Source organism: Vibrio sp. Vb1574 (genome assembly GCF_033338675.1).
Window position 1 is genome coordinate 114,795 of sequence record NZ_JAWOTC010000008.1, and the last position, 15,275, is coordinate 130,069.

At 43.6% G+C, this 15,275-nt stretch carries 15 protein-coding genes; 4 read left to right on the forward strand and 11 right to left on the reverse strand.

All coding sequences use genetic code 11. The features are described from left to right. Positions 1-14 precede the first annotated feature (14 nt). Positions 15-281: a hypothetical protein gene (locus tag R7O12_RS08460; RefSeq protein ID WP_005373566.1), complete on the forward strand. Its 267-nt coding sequence runs from the start codon at positions 15-17 to the stop codon at positions 279-281. A gap of 58 nt (positions 282-339) precedes the next feature. On the opposite strand, the gene secF is transcribed toward R7O12_RS08460, so the two are convergent. The 4 genes from secF to R7O12_RS08480 form a co-directional block, all read right to left on the reverse strand. Beyond that, positions 340-1,242 carry a protein translocase subunit SecF gene (gene secF / locus R7O12_RS08465; RefSeq protein ID WP_005373567.1) on the reverse strand — a complete coding sequence of 301 codons (903 nt, stop codon included), beginning with the start codon at positions 1,240-1,242 and terminating at the stop codon, positions 340-342. A 2-nt stretch (positions 1,243-1,244) separates the two neighbouring features. Continuing rightward, positions 1,245-3,083: a protein translocase subunit SecD gene (secD, locus tag R7O12_RS08470; protein ID WP_005373570.1), complete on the reverse strand. Its 1,839-nt coding sequence runs from the start codon at positions 3,081-3,083 to the stop codon at positions 1,245-1,247. Positions 3,084-3,247: 164 nt separating this feature from the next. Then, the gene (locus R7O12_RS08475; protein ID WP_005373572.1) at positions 3,248-3,727 is read right to left on the reverse strand and encodes a hypothetical protein; all 480 of its coding nucleotides are present in this window, start codon (positions 3,725-3,727) and stop codon (positions 3,248-3,250) included. Positions 3,728-3,895: 168 nt separating this feature from the next. After that, the gene (locus tag R7O12_RS08480; protein WP_005373574.1) at positions 3,896-4,564 is read right to left on the reverse strand and encodes an SH3 domain-containing protein; all 669 of its coding nucleotides are present in this window, start codon (positions 4,562-4,564) and stop codon (positions 3,896-3,898) included. A 103-nt stretch (positions 4,565-4,667) separates the two neighbouring features. On the opposite strand from R7O12_RS08480, the gene R7O12_RS08485 reads away from it, so the two are divergent. After that, positions 4,668-5,216: a hypothetical protein gene (locus R7O12_RS08485; protein WP_005373576.1), complete on the forward strand. Its 549-nt coding sequence runs from the start codon at positions 4,668-4,670 to the stop codon at positions 5,214-5,216. Positions 5,217-5,742: 526 nt separating this feature from the next. On the opposite strand, the gene R7O12_RS08495 is transcribed toward R7O12_RS08485, so the two are convergent. Together R7O12_RS08495 and R7O12_RS08500 are read right to left on the reverse strand one after the other, a co-directional pair. After that, positions 5,743-6,366 (reverse strand): class I SAM-dependent methyltransferase, encoded by a 624-nt coding sequence (locus R7O12_RS08495; RefSeq protein WP_005373579.1) that lies wholly within the window; start codon positions 6,364-6,366, stop codon positions 5,743-5,745. Positions 6,367-6,371: 5 nt separating this feature from the next. Next, positions 6,372-6,827 carry an Lrp/AsnC family transcriptional regulator gene (locus R7O12_RS08500; protein WP_005373581.1) on the reverse strand — a complete coding sequence of 152 codons (456 nt, stop codon included), beginning with the start codon at positions 6,825-6,827 and terminating at the stop codon, positions 6,372-6,374. A 148-nt stretch (positions 6,828-6,975) separates the two neighbouring features. On the opposite strand from R7O12_RS08500, the gene R7O12_RS08505 reads away from it, so the two are divergent. Beyond that, a complete protein-coding gene (locus tag R7O12_RS08505) occupies positions 6,976-7,902 on the forward strand; it encodes a DMT family transporter (protein WP_005373584.1) in 927 nt (308 codons plus the stop codon). A gap of 95 nt (positions 7,903-7,997) precedes the next feature. Further along, positions 7,998-8,660: a flagellar brake protein gene (locus tag R7O12_RS08510; RefSeq protein WP_005373585.1), complete on the forward strand. Its 663-nt coding sequence runs from the start codon at positions 7,998-8,000 to the stop codon at positions 8,658-8,660. Between the two features lie 2 nt (positions 8,661-8,662). Here the strand turns inward: R7O12_RS08510 and R7O12_RS08515 are convergent, their stop codons facing one another. From R7O12_RS08515 to R7O12_RS08535, 5 genes are all read right to left on the reverse strand, one after another. After that, the gene (locus R7O12_RS08515; RefSeq protein WP_171344205.1) at positions 8,663-9,700 is read right to left on the reverse strand and encodes a DUF2955 domain-containing protein; all 1,038 of its coding nucleotides are present in this window, start codon (positions 9,698-9,700) and stop codon (positions 8,663-8,665) included. A gap of 12 nt (positions 9,701-9,712) precedes the next feature. Then, positions 9,713-10,771: an HlyD family secretion protein gene (locus tag R7O12_RS08520; protein WP_005373588.1), complete on the reverse strand. Its 1,059-nt coding sequence runs from the start codon at positions 10,769-10,771 to the stop codon at positions 9,713-9,715. A gap of 35 nt (positions 10,772-10,806) precedes the next feature. Further along, complete coding sequence (gene slyA, locus R7O12_RS08525) at positions 10,807-11,262, reverse strand: transcriptional regulator SlyA (RefSeq protein WP_005373589.1); 456 nt, start codon at positions 11,260-11,262, stop codon at positions 10,807-10,809. 305 nt (positions 11,263-11,567) lie between these two features. Beyond that, positions 11,568-14,144 (reverse strand): quorum-sensing autoinducer 2 sensor kinase/phosphatase LuxQ, encoded by a 2,577-nt coding sequence (luxQ, locus tag R7O12_RS08530; RefSeq protein WP_269129036.1) that lies wholly within the window; start codon positions 14,142-14,144, stop codon positions 11,568-11,570. Beyond that, entirely contained in the window at positions 14,144-15,241 is a 1,098-nt protein-coding gene (locus tag R7O12_RS08535) for an autoinducer 2-binding periplasmic protein LuxP (RefSeq protein WP_005385634.1), read from the reverse strand. The genes luxQ and R7O12_RS08535 overlap by 1 nt, the downstream gene beginning before the upstream one ends. Between the last annotated feature and the right edge of the window lie 34 nt (positions 15,242-15,275).

The following is a 15,275-nucleotide window of genomic DNA, read 5'->3' on the forward strand; positions in this document are numbered from 1 at the left end:
GCAAACTGGAAACAATGAAAAATATTCTGAATAAAATAGCTAAAGTCATGGGTGAAGTATTGGACTTTCAAGCCCGAGTTTGGGTTGTGAACGTCTATAGCGGTGAGCATAAAGGCGAGTCTTATGTCGTTAATGAAGATGCTTTCTCTGTACCTCTTCAGTGGATGAAGAAGAAAGGCTACCAAGAGCCAATGTTGAATAAAGTCGAAGCAATGAAGCGCTCACAAGTCTTAGAGTTCGACTTGGGACTTGTGAAACATCGCTTGATGCGCGTGAAATAAGCACAAAAAAGCGCCACTCAAGATGAGTGGCGCAAGCACTTTTACCTTAAAAATAATGCTACGGCGCAGCGTCGATCTCAACTGGAAGATAATGTTTCGGCTCCAGTTTCAACCACTCAGGCAGCACAGTACCAATCGAAATCGAAGACCATGTCCCCGACAGAACGCCAATAAACATGGCGGTTGAGAAACCAGCCAAAGGCGCTCCTCCCATAATCCATAATGCACCAACAGTGATCAATGTCGTACCAGATGTCACCATAGTGCGTGAAAACGTCGCGATAACAGCTTGGTCATTGATGTCTTCTGTTTTCCAACTCTGCTTCGCAATCAACAGCTCACGGATTCGGTCTGCAATGATGATCGAGTCATTCAATGAGTAACCTAAAATCGCCAGCACAGCAGCAAAAACGGTTAAGTTGAACTCCATTTGAGTAATTGCAAAGAAGCCAAGCACTAAGATCACATCATGGGCCAAAGCAAACAGTGAACCACTCGCTAAACGCCACTCAAAACGGAAACACAAGTAACCGAGAATACTCAACACACAAATCAACAATGCTAAGCCACCTTGTTCAAACAAGTCTTGGCCAACTTGAGCGCCAACTATACTGTTGCTGACAACATCAACTTGGTGAGAGATTGGCTTCAACACCTCTTCTACACTTGGCAACGTTTGTCCATCTTCCGGCGCAGAGTAACGAATCACCCAACGGCCATCTTCACCAGAGCGTGTCACTGACGCAGATTCACCAAGCTTTGGTTGCAGAACGTCAAGCAGATCATGGTTAGTTAGCTGCTTATCTACCTTTACTTCTGTCACCATACCGCCAGTGAAGTCCAAACCTAGGTTCAACCCTTTAAAGCCTAGAGCGACGATCGCGATCACCGTTAAAATGATGGAAACTAGCGTAGTAAAGTAGCGAATTTTACGAATATTTTGTTTTAGCATTTCGACCATGATTAAACCCTCACATCACGACGGGCATCGCGGCCCCAAATTAAATTGATCATTGCTCGAGAGGCAAATACGCCTGTAAACATACTGGTTAACAAACCTAATCCGAGTGTTAAGGCAAAGCCTTGGATTGGGCCATTACCGATGGCGTACAAAATCACGGCGGTGATCATGGTAGTAATGTTGGCATCAAGGATGGTCGAGAATGCGCTGTCAAAGCCAAGATCAATCGCTTGAGCGAAGCTGCGGCCTTCACGCATTTTGTCCTTAATACGTTCAAAGATAATAACGTTGGTGTCTACTGCCATACCGACGGTTAACACTAAACCGGCAATACCCGGAAGCGTTAGAACCGCACCTGGTAACAAGGCGATTAAGCCAAGCAAACAAAGCATGTTGGCACAAAGCGCCACGTTTGCTACCCAACCTAAGCGGCGGTACCAAAGTGCCATAAAGGTCAGTGTTAGTCCCATTCCTAAAGCCAGTGCTGCAAAACCGTTTTCAATGTTTTCTGCCCCCAGAGAAGCACCGATAGTACGCTCTTCCACAATAGTAACCGGCGCTGTCAGTGACCCCGCGCGAAGTAATAGCGCTAATTGCTGCGCATCGTCCATGCTACCTGCCCCAGTAATACGGAACTGGCTACCAAGTTGAGATTGAATAGTCGCGACGCTGATAACGCGCTCACTACGCTCAGTTACACCGCGATCGTTTGTTTTGTACTCTCGGTAAACGGTCGCCATTGGCTTGCCGATGTGAGTTGCTGAGAAGTCACTCATTTTCTTACCACCAGCGTGGTCAAGAGAAATATTTACCTCTGACATGCCCATTTTGTCGACACCAGCACGAGCGTTCACGATGTGCTCGCCCGTTAGAACTGGTCGTTTTGCCAAAATCACAGTACGACCATCATTATCTTGAAGAACAAGATCTTGGCTGCTGTGTGCTTGGCTCGCATCTTTCACTTCATAAAACGCCAAGCTTGCTGTTGCACCAATAACGTTTTTCGCTTGAGCAGGATCTTGTACACCAGGGAGCTCAATTCGAATGCTCTCTTTACCTTGGCGTTGCACTAGTGCTTCTGTGATACCAAGTTCTTCAATACGACCACGCATGATCTTCAGGTTTTGTTGAAGAGTCGACGATTGAAATTCTTGGATATTTTGTTCACTCGGTTCAAGCACAAAGCCACGAGATGAACTTTTTGAAATCCAGCCCGGGTAGTTTTGACGCAAGAACTTGTTTACTTCCGACAATGCTTGCTCGCTGTCACTGTTTACCGTAATTCGGTTGCCGCTTTCTGCTCGAACTTGCACACCACGAACACGTTGATCACGCAGATTCGCTTTGATTTCATCAATCAACGCATCACGTTGTTCTTCAAACGCTTTATTCACATCAACATTCAACAAGAACTGAACGCCACCACGAAGGTCAAGACCGAGCTTAATTGGGCTAAAGCCCATCTCATTTAACCATTCTGGCGCAACCGATACGTATGAGAAAGTGATGCTGTCGTCTTTATTTAGCTCTTTGTTTAACAACGCACGAGCTTTACTTTGCGCATCTTCACCATCGAATACAATGGTTGTTTTGCCGTCTTTTTCGATGATTTTGTCGGCTGAAATATGGTTGGTTTTTAGCAGTTGATTCAGATGAACAACCGACATTTCGCTGTTGTTTTGATCCGCAAACGTCAACTGGATAGAAGGCTGTTCACCAAACCAAGTTGGTATAGCACTTAGGGTTAAAATAATGACTGTCGTGATTAATACGACATATTTCCAAGCTGAGTAGTGATTCATCAGCTTTCTGTTCTTTTGCTGCTTTGGTGTTTTTTTCATGTAAACATCATCCCTTCACAATGAAGTGAAGCTTTTAATAACAAGGCTTAACACACGACAGATGCTCCCAGAATAAATTCAGGGTATGAAATGCTCAGAACGCTCACGTCCTGTCGAATACAATCGTCGTGCTAAGAGTGCACAATGGTGCAAATAGATGGTGTTTAGGCAGAAAACTGACTATTGAGTGCGACGTACATGGCATTGGTCTCTTTCCAACCAGAAATGCGATGATCGCTTGTGAAATGATAAAATGTGGACTGGTTGTGACGCCAGTTAATGTCCATCAAGCTGTATGCGTAACCCGCATCAGCGTAAAACGGAGTAGTGAGATCGCCGACAAAATCTACGTGCTCGTCATCAAGCCCTTCCCGTAAGTAAGACGTCCAGCGCTGAGAGTTAAACAAAGCAACGGAATCGAGACTTGCATGGCCTTCAGATACTGGAGATTGAGAGCTTTCTTCTGAAACTTCAGAAAAATCGACGGAAGAGTTTGGCGATACACTTACGGCTACAAAAGGTTGTAGCTTAGAAAAGTGCGGTACGTGAGCCTTGTGGTCGATTTGCGCAGCAGATACATGCACTGGTAGCAATACCATTGCAAATAGCAGCAAAATCAACTTTCTAAGGTAAATCCAAGGCATAGGAACTCACTAAAAACACAAAGAGCCAAGTTAGGTCACTTGACTCGTTGATAGTATTCCTATTGATTATGGTTCACAACTAAAAAGTTATAAATCTCTGATTTCAGGTTTGCATCGTTATTGCATTTATCAAAACGTCTTTAGAGAACGAGTGTAATTGGTGGTGAGTTATCGATAAAAAATATCGCCCTTATCAACATCTAAGTAGATCTTATTCTCTTGCTCCAAACCGCCACAATAGATGAAGTAAACGTTGCGCTTTTTGAACGTCACAGAACGCACCCAACCCCCGAGCTCCTCAAAATCACTCGGATCACAGGTTTCATCGTCTAACAATTGCTGTGTTTTCTTACGGAAAATATCCAAGTGAACTTTTAAATCATCCGACTTCTGTAGGTATTCATCCAATATCTCTAAGCGCTCTTGCTCTTTAATAACTGGCTCTGCATCCGATAACCCTTCAGCATTCAACCATTCGGCTTTTTCTTCTCCACCCTCTTCATAGACAAGATAGCCGGAGATTCGGTACCACCCATCTACTTTTTCTAACACCGATACTTTTTCTCCCTTATAGAGCGTATCGACAACTAAAGCATTAAGGTTAGGCTTGTTGTAAACATTGACACGACGCTCAATAACGTAGTACTCGGTAACTTCCGGGGGAGCGGCTTCTAAATCCAGAATCGGTTTGGATGTTTCTTTTTGCAGTGACGATTGCTCGACTTGTGTAGCCTTTGGTGCTTCAGGTTCATCTTTCTGCATAAAGAAGAAATAGTATCCAGCCCCCGCTCCGCCGAGCAACAGCATGACAATCAATGCGACGAGAATTTTCTTCATGCCCTTTTCCTTTTCATTCTTTATTCTTATCCCACCAGCAGCACGCATGTCGTAGAAATTTGGGTATATACTCAAAAGAGCAGGTCAACTAACGCGAGCAATAATGATCAACAGACTCAATTGGATACTACTATTTCTTCTGTTCCCGATAACGGGGCACGCCAATATTCAATGTAACCCATCGTCGTGGAATGACAATCTTACCCAATTCAATCGTTTAGAGTCCAATTACAATCAGCATGTTGAGGTATTCAATACACTTTTAACCGAACATAAACAGCGTCAGTTATTGTCCGAAACCTTTTCAATGCATGAGCTCGTGCTACTTTGGCGTGCCAAGTCGAACCAAAATGTGTTCAAAGCGCAATTAAAAGCATCGATTCAATACAAAGAAGAGCTCACAACTAAAGCGAATCAGCTGCTTAAATTGAGCACACAATCCCAATGGTCAGCAAATGGGTGGGAGATACTGGCCCAAAAGTGCCGCGAGTCAAACAAAATAGCCAATCAAATAACCGCGGAATGGTATAACACCAACGCTCTGGAACTTGCTGAAGATTACAAGCGCCTCTCTTCACAATATCAAACTCTGTCACAAGTCTATGATAAAGAAGCTCGAGCGCTTCAATACGCTCAAGATGTTTCGAAGTAAAAACAGAGCCAGTTTTGAATAGACGATGTTGGTTTTTCACTCCAATATTGGACGTTATTCGTGCTTTTTATCTTTCCTTAGTCGTGAATGATATCAAATGTAAATAATGGGATTGTTCCCTTTGACAAACTTGACTAAACCATGACCAAGACAATCAATTTATAGAGACATACGTCACATTAATGCTTTACTTATGGACATTTTTTGGTTAGTTTAGCCATTAATAAAATTTAATAAAAAGTCACATTTGGCTGGAGATGATGCTACAAACATGGTTATCAATCGATTAAGTAACAGGGAATGTCCTAATGCTACCAAAGCCAAGTTTTTGTCAGTAGTTAGGCACGTAAAAGAGTTCGGTTCAATCAGTGATTTGGATCTGTGTAAAATCTTCGGAGAAACAATATGGAGTGATGGGAGGGAATACCATTCAGCCGCGTTCTCATTCAAGGTTGATAGATACACAGGTAACTGTGAAATCTCACAATACAAAAACCAATAAGGCTTAAGAATTTATAAAGCGGAGTCAGGAAACGGACTCCGCTTTTTTGATCATGGCAATCGTAAAGTCGTGCTCGGAGTACCCCTCAATCAATCGTGTATTCGGACACAGCAACCGACAATAGCGAAAGACACCTTCTTTATTGTGCGACGCTAACATTTTCATGCTGGGTAGTTTGGATTCATCCAACAAGTTAAACACACAACCTTTCTCTGTCGCTCGGTACATTTTATCAATCATTTCAATGGTATGATTTGGGTTGGTGGATTGATAGTTCAATGATCCGGAAGCAAAAACAAAGTCGCAACGAGGCAATACCAACGTTGAAAAGTCGCCACATATAAACTTACTTTGCGTACGAAAATCTCGTTTTCTGGCTTCAGAGATAAACTGTTTTTGCTGATCAATGCCAATATAGCTTTGAGGAAGCCCCCCCGTAAGTTCGATAAACGCTAACAAGTCTCCGTAGCCGCACCCAATATCTAAAATACTTGAACCGTCTAACGTTAACCCTCGGCACAACGCCTCAAAACGGCTGATCTGACTATACTTATCTGCCCATCCCAGAGTTCGGGCTCTGTCTTTACCAAACTGTCTATATCGCTTTCGATGATAGTGGGCAATCTTAAGTCTATCGAAAAATTTCATCTTTCTTATGCATAAATCGGCAAACTGCCATTTCCTTTCACTTGTCTAATCGCCAGGTGGGTATGAATATCTTTCACATTTTCTAATCGCTGTAACTTTCTAGTAAATGTTTCATAACCAGCGAGATCTTTACTGACCACCTCTAACAGGTAATCATAGGCCCCTGATACGACATGGCATGAGATCACTTCATCCATCTCAACAACGGCATGTTCAAACTCATCAATCGAAGAAGCTTGGTGGTTATTTAAACTCACTTCAACAAATACAGTCATCGCGATGCCTACAGTGTCTCTGGACACAATAGCTCGATAACCACTAATTACACCTTCCTGCTCCAAACGCTTAATGCGCCTTGCACAAGGTGATGCCGATAGCCCTACTTGATCAGCAAGTTCTGCAGTTGTCAGAGTGGCATCCTTCTGCATTAGATTGATAAGTTGCCTGTCAATTTTATCCATTTATTCTTCCGTGCCTTTAATCACTAACAATTAACACTTATACGCAATTTATCACCAACATCAAGCCTAATTACGTCAAACTTTGCCTCCCTTTGGCAAGAGTTTTATTCAACAATTAACACATCATTTACAAATGGACATGTCGATAATGATCTTGGGATACGCAGCTATATTAACGACCTTACTGCTTTGGTCTGGTTTCTTTATTTCTTTAAAAGGGGGCGCAATTTCTGCCTTGCAGCCAGCCGATATCGCGTTAGTTCGCTTTCTCATCCCAAGTATAATTTTATTACCATTTGTGATTAAGCATAAACAGTCGCTGCGCGTAGTGCCTAAACGCTACCTGGTTGGTGTTGTGTTTGGAAGCGGCCTTCCCTATCTTCTGGTCGTCGGAACGGCTATGCATTTAGCTCCCGTGGCGCACGGCAGTGCATTAGTACCTGGCACTTTGCCATTGTTTGTTTCTGCTATCGCGGTACTTTGTTATCAACAGTCGCTGAGTGCTCACCGCTTAATCGGGCTTTCTACGGTGTTGTTAGGGATTTTCGTATTCCTTCTTTCTAATAGCGGCGCAGAGTACAACTGGTCTCAATTACAAGGGCATATCCTGTTTCTAACTGGCAGCATCATGTGGGCTGCTTTCACCATCAGCGCTCGTGTCGCCAATCTTAATGCACACGTCTGTGCAGGATTCGTTGCAATCGCGTCTTTGGCTCTGCTCATCATCGCCGTTGGTTTCGGGTGGGTAGACAGTTATTTGGTGGTAACACCGTTCAGCCAGTGGCCATGGGAGGAGTTATTTGGCCACGCGATGCTACAAGGTGTTGGCGCAGGTTTAATCGCTTCTTTCACTTTCATTTATGCAATTAGGATCATCGGTGCCGAAGCCAGCGCTGCTTTTGGTTCATTAACTCCAGTCGTCGCGACACTTCTTGCCGTTCCAATTTTTGGTGAACAACCAGATTCTCTCACTTGGTTAGCGCTGATGTTGGTCACATGCGGCAGTATTGTGGCAAGCCAAATCTTTATGAAAGATGGAATGAACCAAACTTATCGCCCACCACTTCACAGATAGCGATGATTTTACAAAAACTTATGCCTTACTATCTTGAATAACAAAATGGCGTTTTGATAGCCTCAGCTTAACTAAAAAATTAAAACGCCAATGTGATGCCAGCCACTCATACTAAAGATGAACTGCATAGGTTTCTCAAACCGGGAATGAAGCTTTCTACTAATTTCGAATTTGGGCCTAAGGATCAATATACGTATTCCACCACCTATCTGGGGATGAAAGAAAATGCTTATTTGATTCTTGATATACCAATGCGTTTGCTTGAAGAGCAAGTGATGAGAAAACTCCCCAACGCCGATGTCATCGTGCGTGGTGTATCAGATACGGAGTTAGGCCATGTCATTGCGTTTAAGTCCAGCGTGCTGACGACGACCGTTCGACCATCCCCCCTTTTGTTTATCCGCATTCCAGGAACATTTGCAACCAAACCAGTTCGGGAACATGAGCGTTACAAGTTGCAAATGGACTGTAACGTTATTCATGCAGGGAATGTCTACGACGGTAGCCTTATCGATTTCTCTCTAGCAGGTGTTGGTATATCAACCTTGATTGAGCCCGAATTCAACGTGGGTGAGAGTGTTACCATCGAATGCCCGTTAAGCCACTATATCGGAGAAGAAAATCGATGTGTCATTGCCAACATTAAGAAATTGGTGAAGGGATGGGTAGTTGGAATTAAGTTTGCTAGTTCCATTGAGATGACTCACGAACTAAAAACAGAGTTACTGGAGCAATCCTTTCTAACCAGTAACGTATGAACTTACTGCTCGCTAAAGCGCGTCGCCTCAAAGCTGTTGAGTATTCTGTGAACCGTATAGGTCACAAGCAGCGTCGCAACAATAGCAAACAAAATACTGCTAACGCGATACAGCGCACTGAACATTAAGTCACCATCCGGAGTAAGATATTGGCCGAACAAAATGCCTAATGTGGTTAAGCCGCCAAATCCGGCTCCCGAACCGCTAGATTCTTTCACGTGCATATAGCTGAACATCATAGCCCCAATCCAAAGCAATGGGACGATAAACAATAAAGTATCCGACCAATCGTATAATACAAGTTGTCCGACGATACCAAAGGTCACCCCCATCAAGGTTCCCATTGCTCTTTTTCGCGCATATCCTAAAGCACCGTTCCAATGCATAGGAAACAATAAAAGTAAGGTTGTCGCCTGAGCAGACATAGAGTCACTGAGGTCAAATAGCTGGAATACAAGGAAAGACATTGTAGCGATACTCGCCCCCATAAGGGCTTCATGACGCATTCGATGACTCTGTTTAGGCTGCGACGGTTTCGCTGGTGGCTGACGAGGTTCCGCATCGGGAATCAAAAATGTCACCACATAAGCAACGATCACTGAAATAACATTCGCTTGCAGGTTGCTAAAGATTAGATCATTTAAGTCAGTGGTTGGATAACTCGCAAAGTGCAGCATGATGCTTAAGCTCAGTACGCTGTTCGCTCCAAATAAGAACAAGCTCCCTTTTGACATACAGGCGAATTTATATAGGAACAACCCGAATGCAATGATTGTCATCATGCCTGGGTGCCCACTAAATAACCCACCAAGAATGCCAACTTCTAATCCACACACAACCGCTGAAAAAATCAGTTGTCGTGCGGCATGTAGACTCATGACTGGCACCATTCCAAGTAACAGCATCGGGGTTACAGTAAAGAATACGCCATAGTTCCAACCAAATATTTTACATAAAGTGAAACCAATGGTCGCACCAGTTGCAATGCGCAAACACTGCCGGAAGTCGTTTTCCGACATGGGGTGGTCCCATAACTTCATATCGCCTCCTCGTTAATAAATATAATGAAGAAGACTCAAGAATTGGATCTGGCATCTCGCTAACCAGCCAGATAATGCGTTTTCTGGCAACAACTGCACGGTTGCTCGTGCCCCTGCTGGAAATGCGCGCTGCTGAGGTTCATCGATAGCTAAATGTAAACGTAAGCGCTGCGCGTCTCTCACCCAACGGTTTGAGTCAGTTGGTGTTGCTAAGCGACCATCCGCATCGAATTGACCCGAGCTGACCCCGGCATCCACACTCGTAATACGAGCTTCAAATACATCACCAGGTAAGCTATCAAAAGCCACTAACGCACGGCTGTTCTGATTAAAGTGTCGTAAACTCTTTTCACGAAAGTCGGCAATGATATCCACGTCATCGGAGACTAAAGCGACAAGAGGTGTACCAGCTGCCGCATAGGCCCCCGTCTCCAGCTGCAAGTTAGCGACAACGCCATCATGTTCCGCCGAGACTTGAGTGTAAGACAGATTAAGTTCCGCTTGTTTTAGCTGGTTTTGCGCCACGCGGATATTCACATTCGTCGCGCCTAAATCACCGCGGTTTACTTCCAACTCTTTTAAACGAGCACGTGCGGCCAGTAAGTTCGCTTTAGCTGCCGTTGCACTGCTCTGTGCGTCATCGCGCTGTTGTTGCGAAGTACCATTACGGTGAAACAGGGTATTAAGACGTTTCGCTTCGCGAACTTTTTGTTCCGCCACGATTTTGCTCGCTTCAACGTCTGCTTTTGCCGCCGCAATAGAAGCATCAAGTTGTTCGTTGTTTTGAATCACACGCTCAAGGTTAAGTTGAGCCTTTTCTACGGCGAGCTGATAAGGCTGGGGATCAATCTGAAATAGTAGATCGCCTTGGCTTATTTCTTGGTTGTTGGCAACATAAAGATGTGTAATCTGCCCACTCACACGGGGGGCCACTTTAGTTACCACACGCGTTGCCATTGCCTGAGGCGTCAACGGCATGGCGAGATCTGCAACTAGAAAATAGGCAAAGACAAGGACAAACGCGACGCAAGAATATTTGATCCAACGTGCGAATTTTTGATCTGGAGTCATAGGCGTTTACTTCTCTTTTTATTCGGTTTTCTGACTTATTCGCTAAGTGAATCAAGCGCATTGTGAGCAATCTGATCAAGAATCAATGAAAGCTGCTGAAGTTCCTGGTCGTTGATGTCCGTTAGGAGCTTGCTTCGAACTTGAAGAATTCGAGCCTCCATTTGCTTTAGTAGGGTTTTCCCCTCTTCTGTGAGGCTAACAATGCGTGCTCGCTTATCATGTTCACAGCAATGGCGAGTGATCAGAGATTGCTCTTCTAATAATTTTAATGTTCGCATCAACGACGCTAACTCGATCTCAAGCGCTTCAGCCAAATGCTTCTGACTGATGTTGTCACCCATTCGATAAAGCTTCCATAACGCCGTCCAACGCGGATACGTTAGGTTTAAAGGCTCTAACTCTCGATCTGCAACCATTTTCCACAAACGAGCAACACGAGATAATTTCTCAGCCAGAGAAAGGTCTCGCAAACTGTTGATGTCTTGAATCATAAGATCTACTCAATTACTTAGCGTGCTAAGTAATATAAAATAGTTAGCACGCTAAGTAAATATCTTTTTGTGATTGAAATCACGTTGGGTGTGTCAGTGAAGGGGGGAGAAATCTAAGTAATACAACACTATGTTTGAATTTGAAATGCTGCGATGTACACAACAAACGTCGAGACCAATAAAGTCTGAAAAGTCTGATTTGTATAAGAGTAAAAGGGGCAGATACAAAAAAGCACAACCCACAGTCATGGTGTTGTGCTTTTCAGATAATGAATAATTGGGTTATCCCGTAGTGAGCCAATTCCTTATGTTCGCTCAACTAAGAACCGCTGCTTAAAATCCACAAATGCTTCATGGAGCGCATTTTCTTTAATCGGCTTGAGAAGCACGTAATTCGCACCCGATTCCATAAAGGCGTCACTGGTTTCTTTCGCGGTGTCAGCAGTACACGCATAAATTGGCGTGCCTAGTTTTAGCTTTTGTCGGATCTCTTTGGTCGTTTCAATTCCACCAAGATGCGGAAGTTGGTTGTCCATCAGTATCAAATCGTAAGTATGATCTTTTAAGAATTCCATTGCTTCTAACCCATCTTTCGCCCAATCAACCTGCATTTTGTACTTGTTACAAAACGCTTTTAGAATGAATGCGTTAGTATGGTTATCCTCTACCAACAACACTTTGAGACTCTCTGCAAATAGTTCACCTGGCTTAACTCGCAAACTCGAATCAAGAGGGGTGAGTACTCGCTCACGATCTTTCACTGGCATTGTAATGACAAAAGTCGTTCCTAAGCCTTTCTGACTGCGGACTTGAACATCACCTTCCAGCATGTCGACGAGGCTCTTCACAATGGTCAGCCCTAAGCCACTGCCGCCGTATTCTCGAGTCGTTGTTGCTTCTTCTTGAACAAAAGGTTCGAACATTTGGTCGAGTTTGTCAGACTCGATGCCGATACCTGTATCCGAAATTTCCACGACCAGCACGCTATTGTCAGCGCCATAGAACTGCTCAAGTTCAGCATGCAAGCGCACGCTACCCGAGGGCGTAAACTTCACAGAATTACTGACTAGGTTGAATAAAATTTGGTTCAGACGAACTTGGTCAGTAAAGATTTCAACATTGGGATCTATTTTGTTTTCAATGACAAGGTTGACGCCTTTACTTTCACAAATAGGACGATAAATGTTTTCTAACGTTCGAATTGTATCAGTGAAAGAAAACGGGTGCTTTTGGATATTAAACTTACCCTGCTCAATCTTCGAAAAGTCCAAAATATCATTCAAAACAGCAAGTAAGTGCTCACCACTATGTCGAAGTACGTCAATTTGGTTATTCTGCTCTTCTGTTTCCACAGAGTCTTTTAGCAATTGAGCAACCCCTAAAATTCCATTGATTGGCGTTCGGATCTCATGGCTCATTTTAGCCAGAAAGTCGGCACGGGCTTGAGCAGATTTCTCTGCTTCTTTGCGCGCCAAGTTACTCTGTTTTTCCGCCTCAATTAGCGTGGTTATATCCTGACCTTGAACAATAATACCGCTAATATCTCCATCAACTCGAATCGGCGATAAGTTCCAGCGATATACTTTGTCTCCAATTGGCACATTAACGCCTGTCAACGTAGCTCCCTGAGCCGCCATGCGAAGGTGTGGCATCAACTTTTCTTTGAAACCTTTGAACACTGGGTGCATGGTTTCAATATCGTTTTCCATGACTAACTCTTTGCGTGCTGCCGGATTGATTTGGATAAGTACACCCGATTCAGACCACACCATAATAGGTGATAACGCAAAGTTAAACAGGTCTCGGAAAGACCGCTTTTGTGCTTCAAGCTCTTCAAAAGTGTTTTCTAGTGTCGAACCAATATGATCGAATTCCTCAATATCTGACCCCTCAAAACGCTCAAATCCTTTTTCTTCACGAGCCGAGCGGGTATATGCCATCAGGGATCCTAACTCTTCAACTACTCGATTCTCGATCCATTCTTTAGTCATTAGCGCAATCATAACCATACCGATAACTGAGGCTAGCATTGCTAGCAGGTGTTGGATTTGCAATGTCACCACGCTCTGATTGTCTTGCACAGTAAGCAAGCACAAGTCAGTCTCGGCGGCATTTACCTCAATAGGGGTTTTGATGATCAATAATTGGTCAAGCTTGTGCTGGGACTCTCGTCGTTTGAGTACGTCAAATATTTGATAAGCCTCATCTCCTACTAATGAGCTTGCCAATGGTGTGTTGTTAGCGACCAACACAACATTGTCGACGTTGCCTTCATTTTTTAACCTTTCCATCAACCCAAAGTTATTATCTAAAACAACAACATTGTAAGAGTACCCCATCACTTCACCGGTTTTAGGTTGTAAAACGGGTACACGACGAAGTAAAAGATGGCGAGTTCCCATCGGGGTCTGTGAGGGTAGATAATACCAGTTGTTGCTAAAGGTCACTTGACTGGCAAGTCGGCTAAGTATCAGGTTGTTGATGCCATAGAAATGCGCGTTGCCATCGTCCCAAATAATACCTTGATGATCGGTTAGGAAACGAAACTCCGGTGTATGGGAAGGATCACTCTGGTCAATACTCATGAAAAAGTAATTGAGTGCCTCTTCATCACGTTCTGTATAAAAATCCAATACAACATCACTTTTCGAATTGCTGTTGTGATGAATCTGAATCGCTGCAAAATGGCTATCAAAAATGTTCAGGATCAGGGCAGAGGTCTGCTGCTTGGTTCGGTCGACTTCCTGCCAAATAATCTGCTTCGAGAAGTAATAACTCTGAACAAAGATGCCTAGAATGATCGGAGCAAGTACGAGAATAATTATTTTGGTAATAAGCGTCGACAGTGAGCGACGCTTTCTTGTTTTTGATGTAGTTGTCATCAATTATCTGAGTATCTAAATGCACGTTTTCTTAATGCTTCAATTCTTTCTGGAGAGTCCGATTTGGTAACGACTTCAAAATCACCAGAGTAAACGGTGGGAACTGGCTTTCCTTCTAAATCCCACTTAATGGCCTCAGCCATTGCAATACCTGTATCATCGTTCATACGCATAACGGTAACGTCTAACTCCCCTTTAGAAAGCGCCTCTAACTCTGCTGAACCGCCGCCCCAACCATTGATCATGACATCATCACGACCTAACTCTTTAAGAGCGTCAACAGCACCTAATGCTACATCGGTAGAACACGCGTAAATGAAGTCAACGTCCGGATACTTCTCCAAACTGGCTTTTGCAGCTTCATACCCAGATTGCTTTGTTGCTTTGGTGTAGTAAGCAGATTGTAGTTCAAATTGATTATCGCGGTTCACTTGGTTGATAAAAGTGTTGCCTCTGATGTCACTAATGTAGCCCTCCGAGAAATAGAGAACACTATAGTGGCTATGTTTAGGGAAACGCTTGCCAAACTCAACGGCCAATTCACGACTTCCTTCTGCGTGGTCGAAACCAACATAAAGAAACGGCTGATGATGTTCCCAATCCCTAACAGGTGTGGTGATATTTTGTAAAATTAACTTGGTTTTCTTTGAATCTAAGACATGCTCAACAAACTTACGATGTCTTGTGGTATCTAGAGTAAAGATCAAGTAATCGGAGTTGCTTTTCAGCGCCTCCATTAAAGACAAACTTTGCTGCTTTATATCTGCATTAGGACGAGTAAACACTTGATTTAGTTGATAGTCGATATCAAGCTTATCTAGGCGTTTTTCAAACGCATCGATGTTTCGAATCCAATAATCAGAGATCTGCTGCCCTGGATAAACAACAGAAATTTTCAGTGGACGCTTTTTGTCTTTTGCTACGGGTACAGGGGTTTCTCTTACCACTTCAGCCAACGCACTAGTTAACTGCTTCTGTTGTGGAAACTGGTCTAAAAACTCTTGATATGCCCAATACCCATTAAGAACTTGGGTGGCCTGCACATTCGGCGCAAAAGCGGCCATTGAAATCAGGGAGAATACTAACGCTTTTTTCATCTACTGCTCTTTTAGCTTTTTTATGAGCCTAATT

Excerpts from the sequence above, each read along its gene's own strand:
- R7O12_RS08475 (WP_005373572.1), bottom strand. The coding sequence starts at position 3,727 with ATGCCTTGGATTTACCTTAGAAAGTTGATTTTGCTGCTATTTGCAATG.
- R7O12_RS08510 (WP_005373585.1), top strand. The coding sequence starts at position 7,998 with ATGCCAGCCACTCATACTAAAGATGAACTGCATAGGTTTCTCAAACCG.
- R7O12_RS08515 (WP_171344205.1), bottom strand. The coding sequence starts at position 9,700 with ATGAAGTTATGGGACCACCCCATGTCGGAAAACGACTTCCGGCAGTGT.
- R7O12_RS08485 (WP_005373576.1), top strand. The coding sequence starts at position 4,668 with ATGATCAACAGACTCAATTGGATACTACTATTTCTTCTGTTCCCGATA.
- R7O12_RS08500 (WP_005373581.1), bottom strand. The coding sequence starts at position 6,827 with ATGGATAAAATTGACAGGCAACTTATCAATCTAATGCAGAAGGATGCC.
- secD (WP_005373570.1), bottom strand. The coding sequence starts at position 3,083 with ATGAAAAAAACACCAAAGCAGCAAAAGAACAGAAAGCTGATGAATCAC.
- R7O12_RS08520 (WP_005373588.1), bottom strand. The coding sequence starts at position 10,771 with ATGACTCCAGATCAAAAATTCGCACGTTGGATCAAATATTCTTGCGTC.
- secF (WP_005373567.1), bottom strand. The coding sequence starts at position 1,242 with ATGGTCGAAATGCTAAAACAAAATATTCGTAAAATTCGCTACTTTACT.
- R7O12_RS08535 (WP_005385634.1), bottom strand. The coding sequence starts at position 15,241 with ATGAAAAAAGCGTTAGTATTCTCCCTGATTTCAATGGCCGCTTTTGCG.
- slyA (WP_005373589.1), bottom strand. The coding sequence starts at position 11,262 with ATGATTCAAGACATCAACAGTTTGCGAGACCTTTCTCTGGCTGAGAAA.
- R7O12_RS08495 (WP_005373579.1), bottom strand. The coding sequence starts at position 6,366 with ATGAAATTTTTCGATAGACTTAAGATTGCCCACTATCATCGAAAGCGA.
- R7O12_RS08480 (WP_005373574.1), bottom strand. The coding sequence starts at position 4,564 with ATGAAGAAAATTCTCGTCGCATTGATTGTCATGCTGTTGCTCGGCGGA.
- R7O12_RS08505 (WP_005373584.1), top strand. The coding sequence starts at position 6,976 with ATGATCTTGGGATACGCAGCTATATTAACGACCTTACTGCTTTGGTCT.
- R7O12_RS08460 (WP_005373566.1), top strand. The coding sequence starts at position 15 with ATGAAAAATATTCTGAATAAAATAGCTAAAGTCATGGGTGAAGTATTG.
- luxQ (WP_269129036.1), bottom strand. The coding sequence starts at position 14,144 with ATGACAACTACATCAAAAACAAGAAAGCGTCGCTCACTGTCGACGCTT.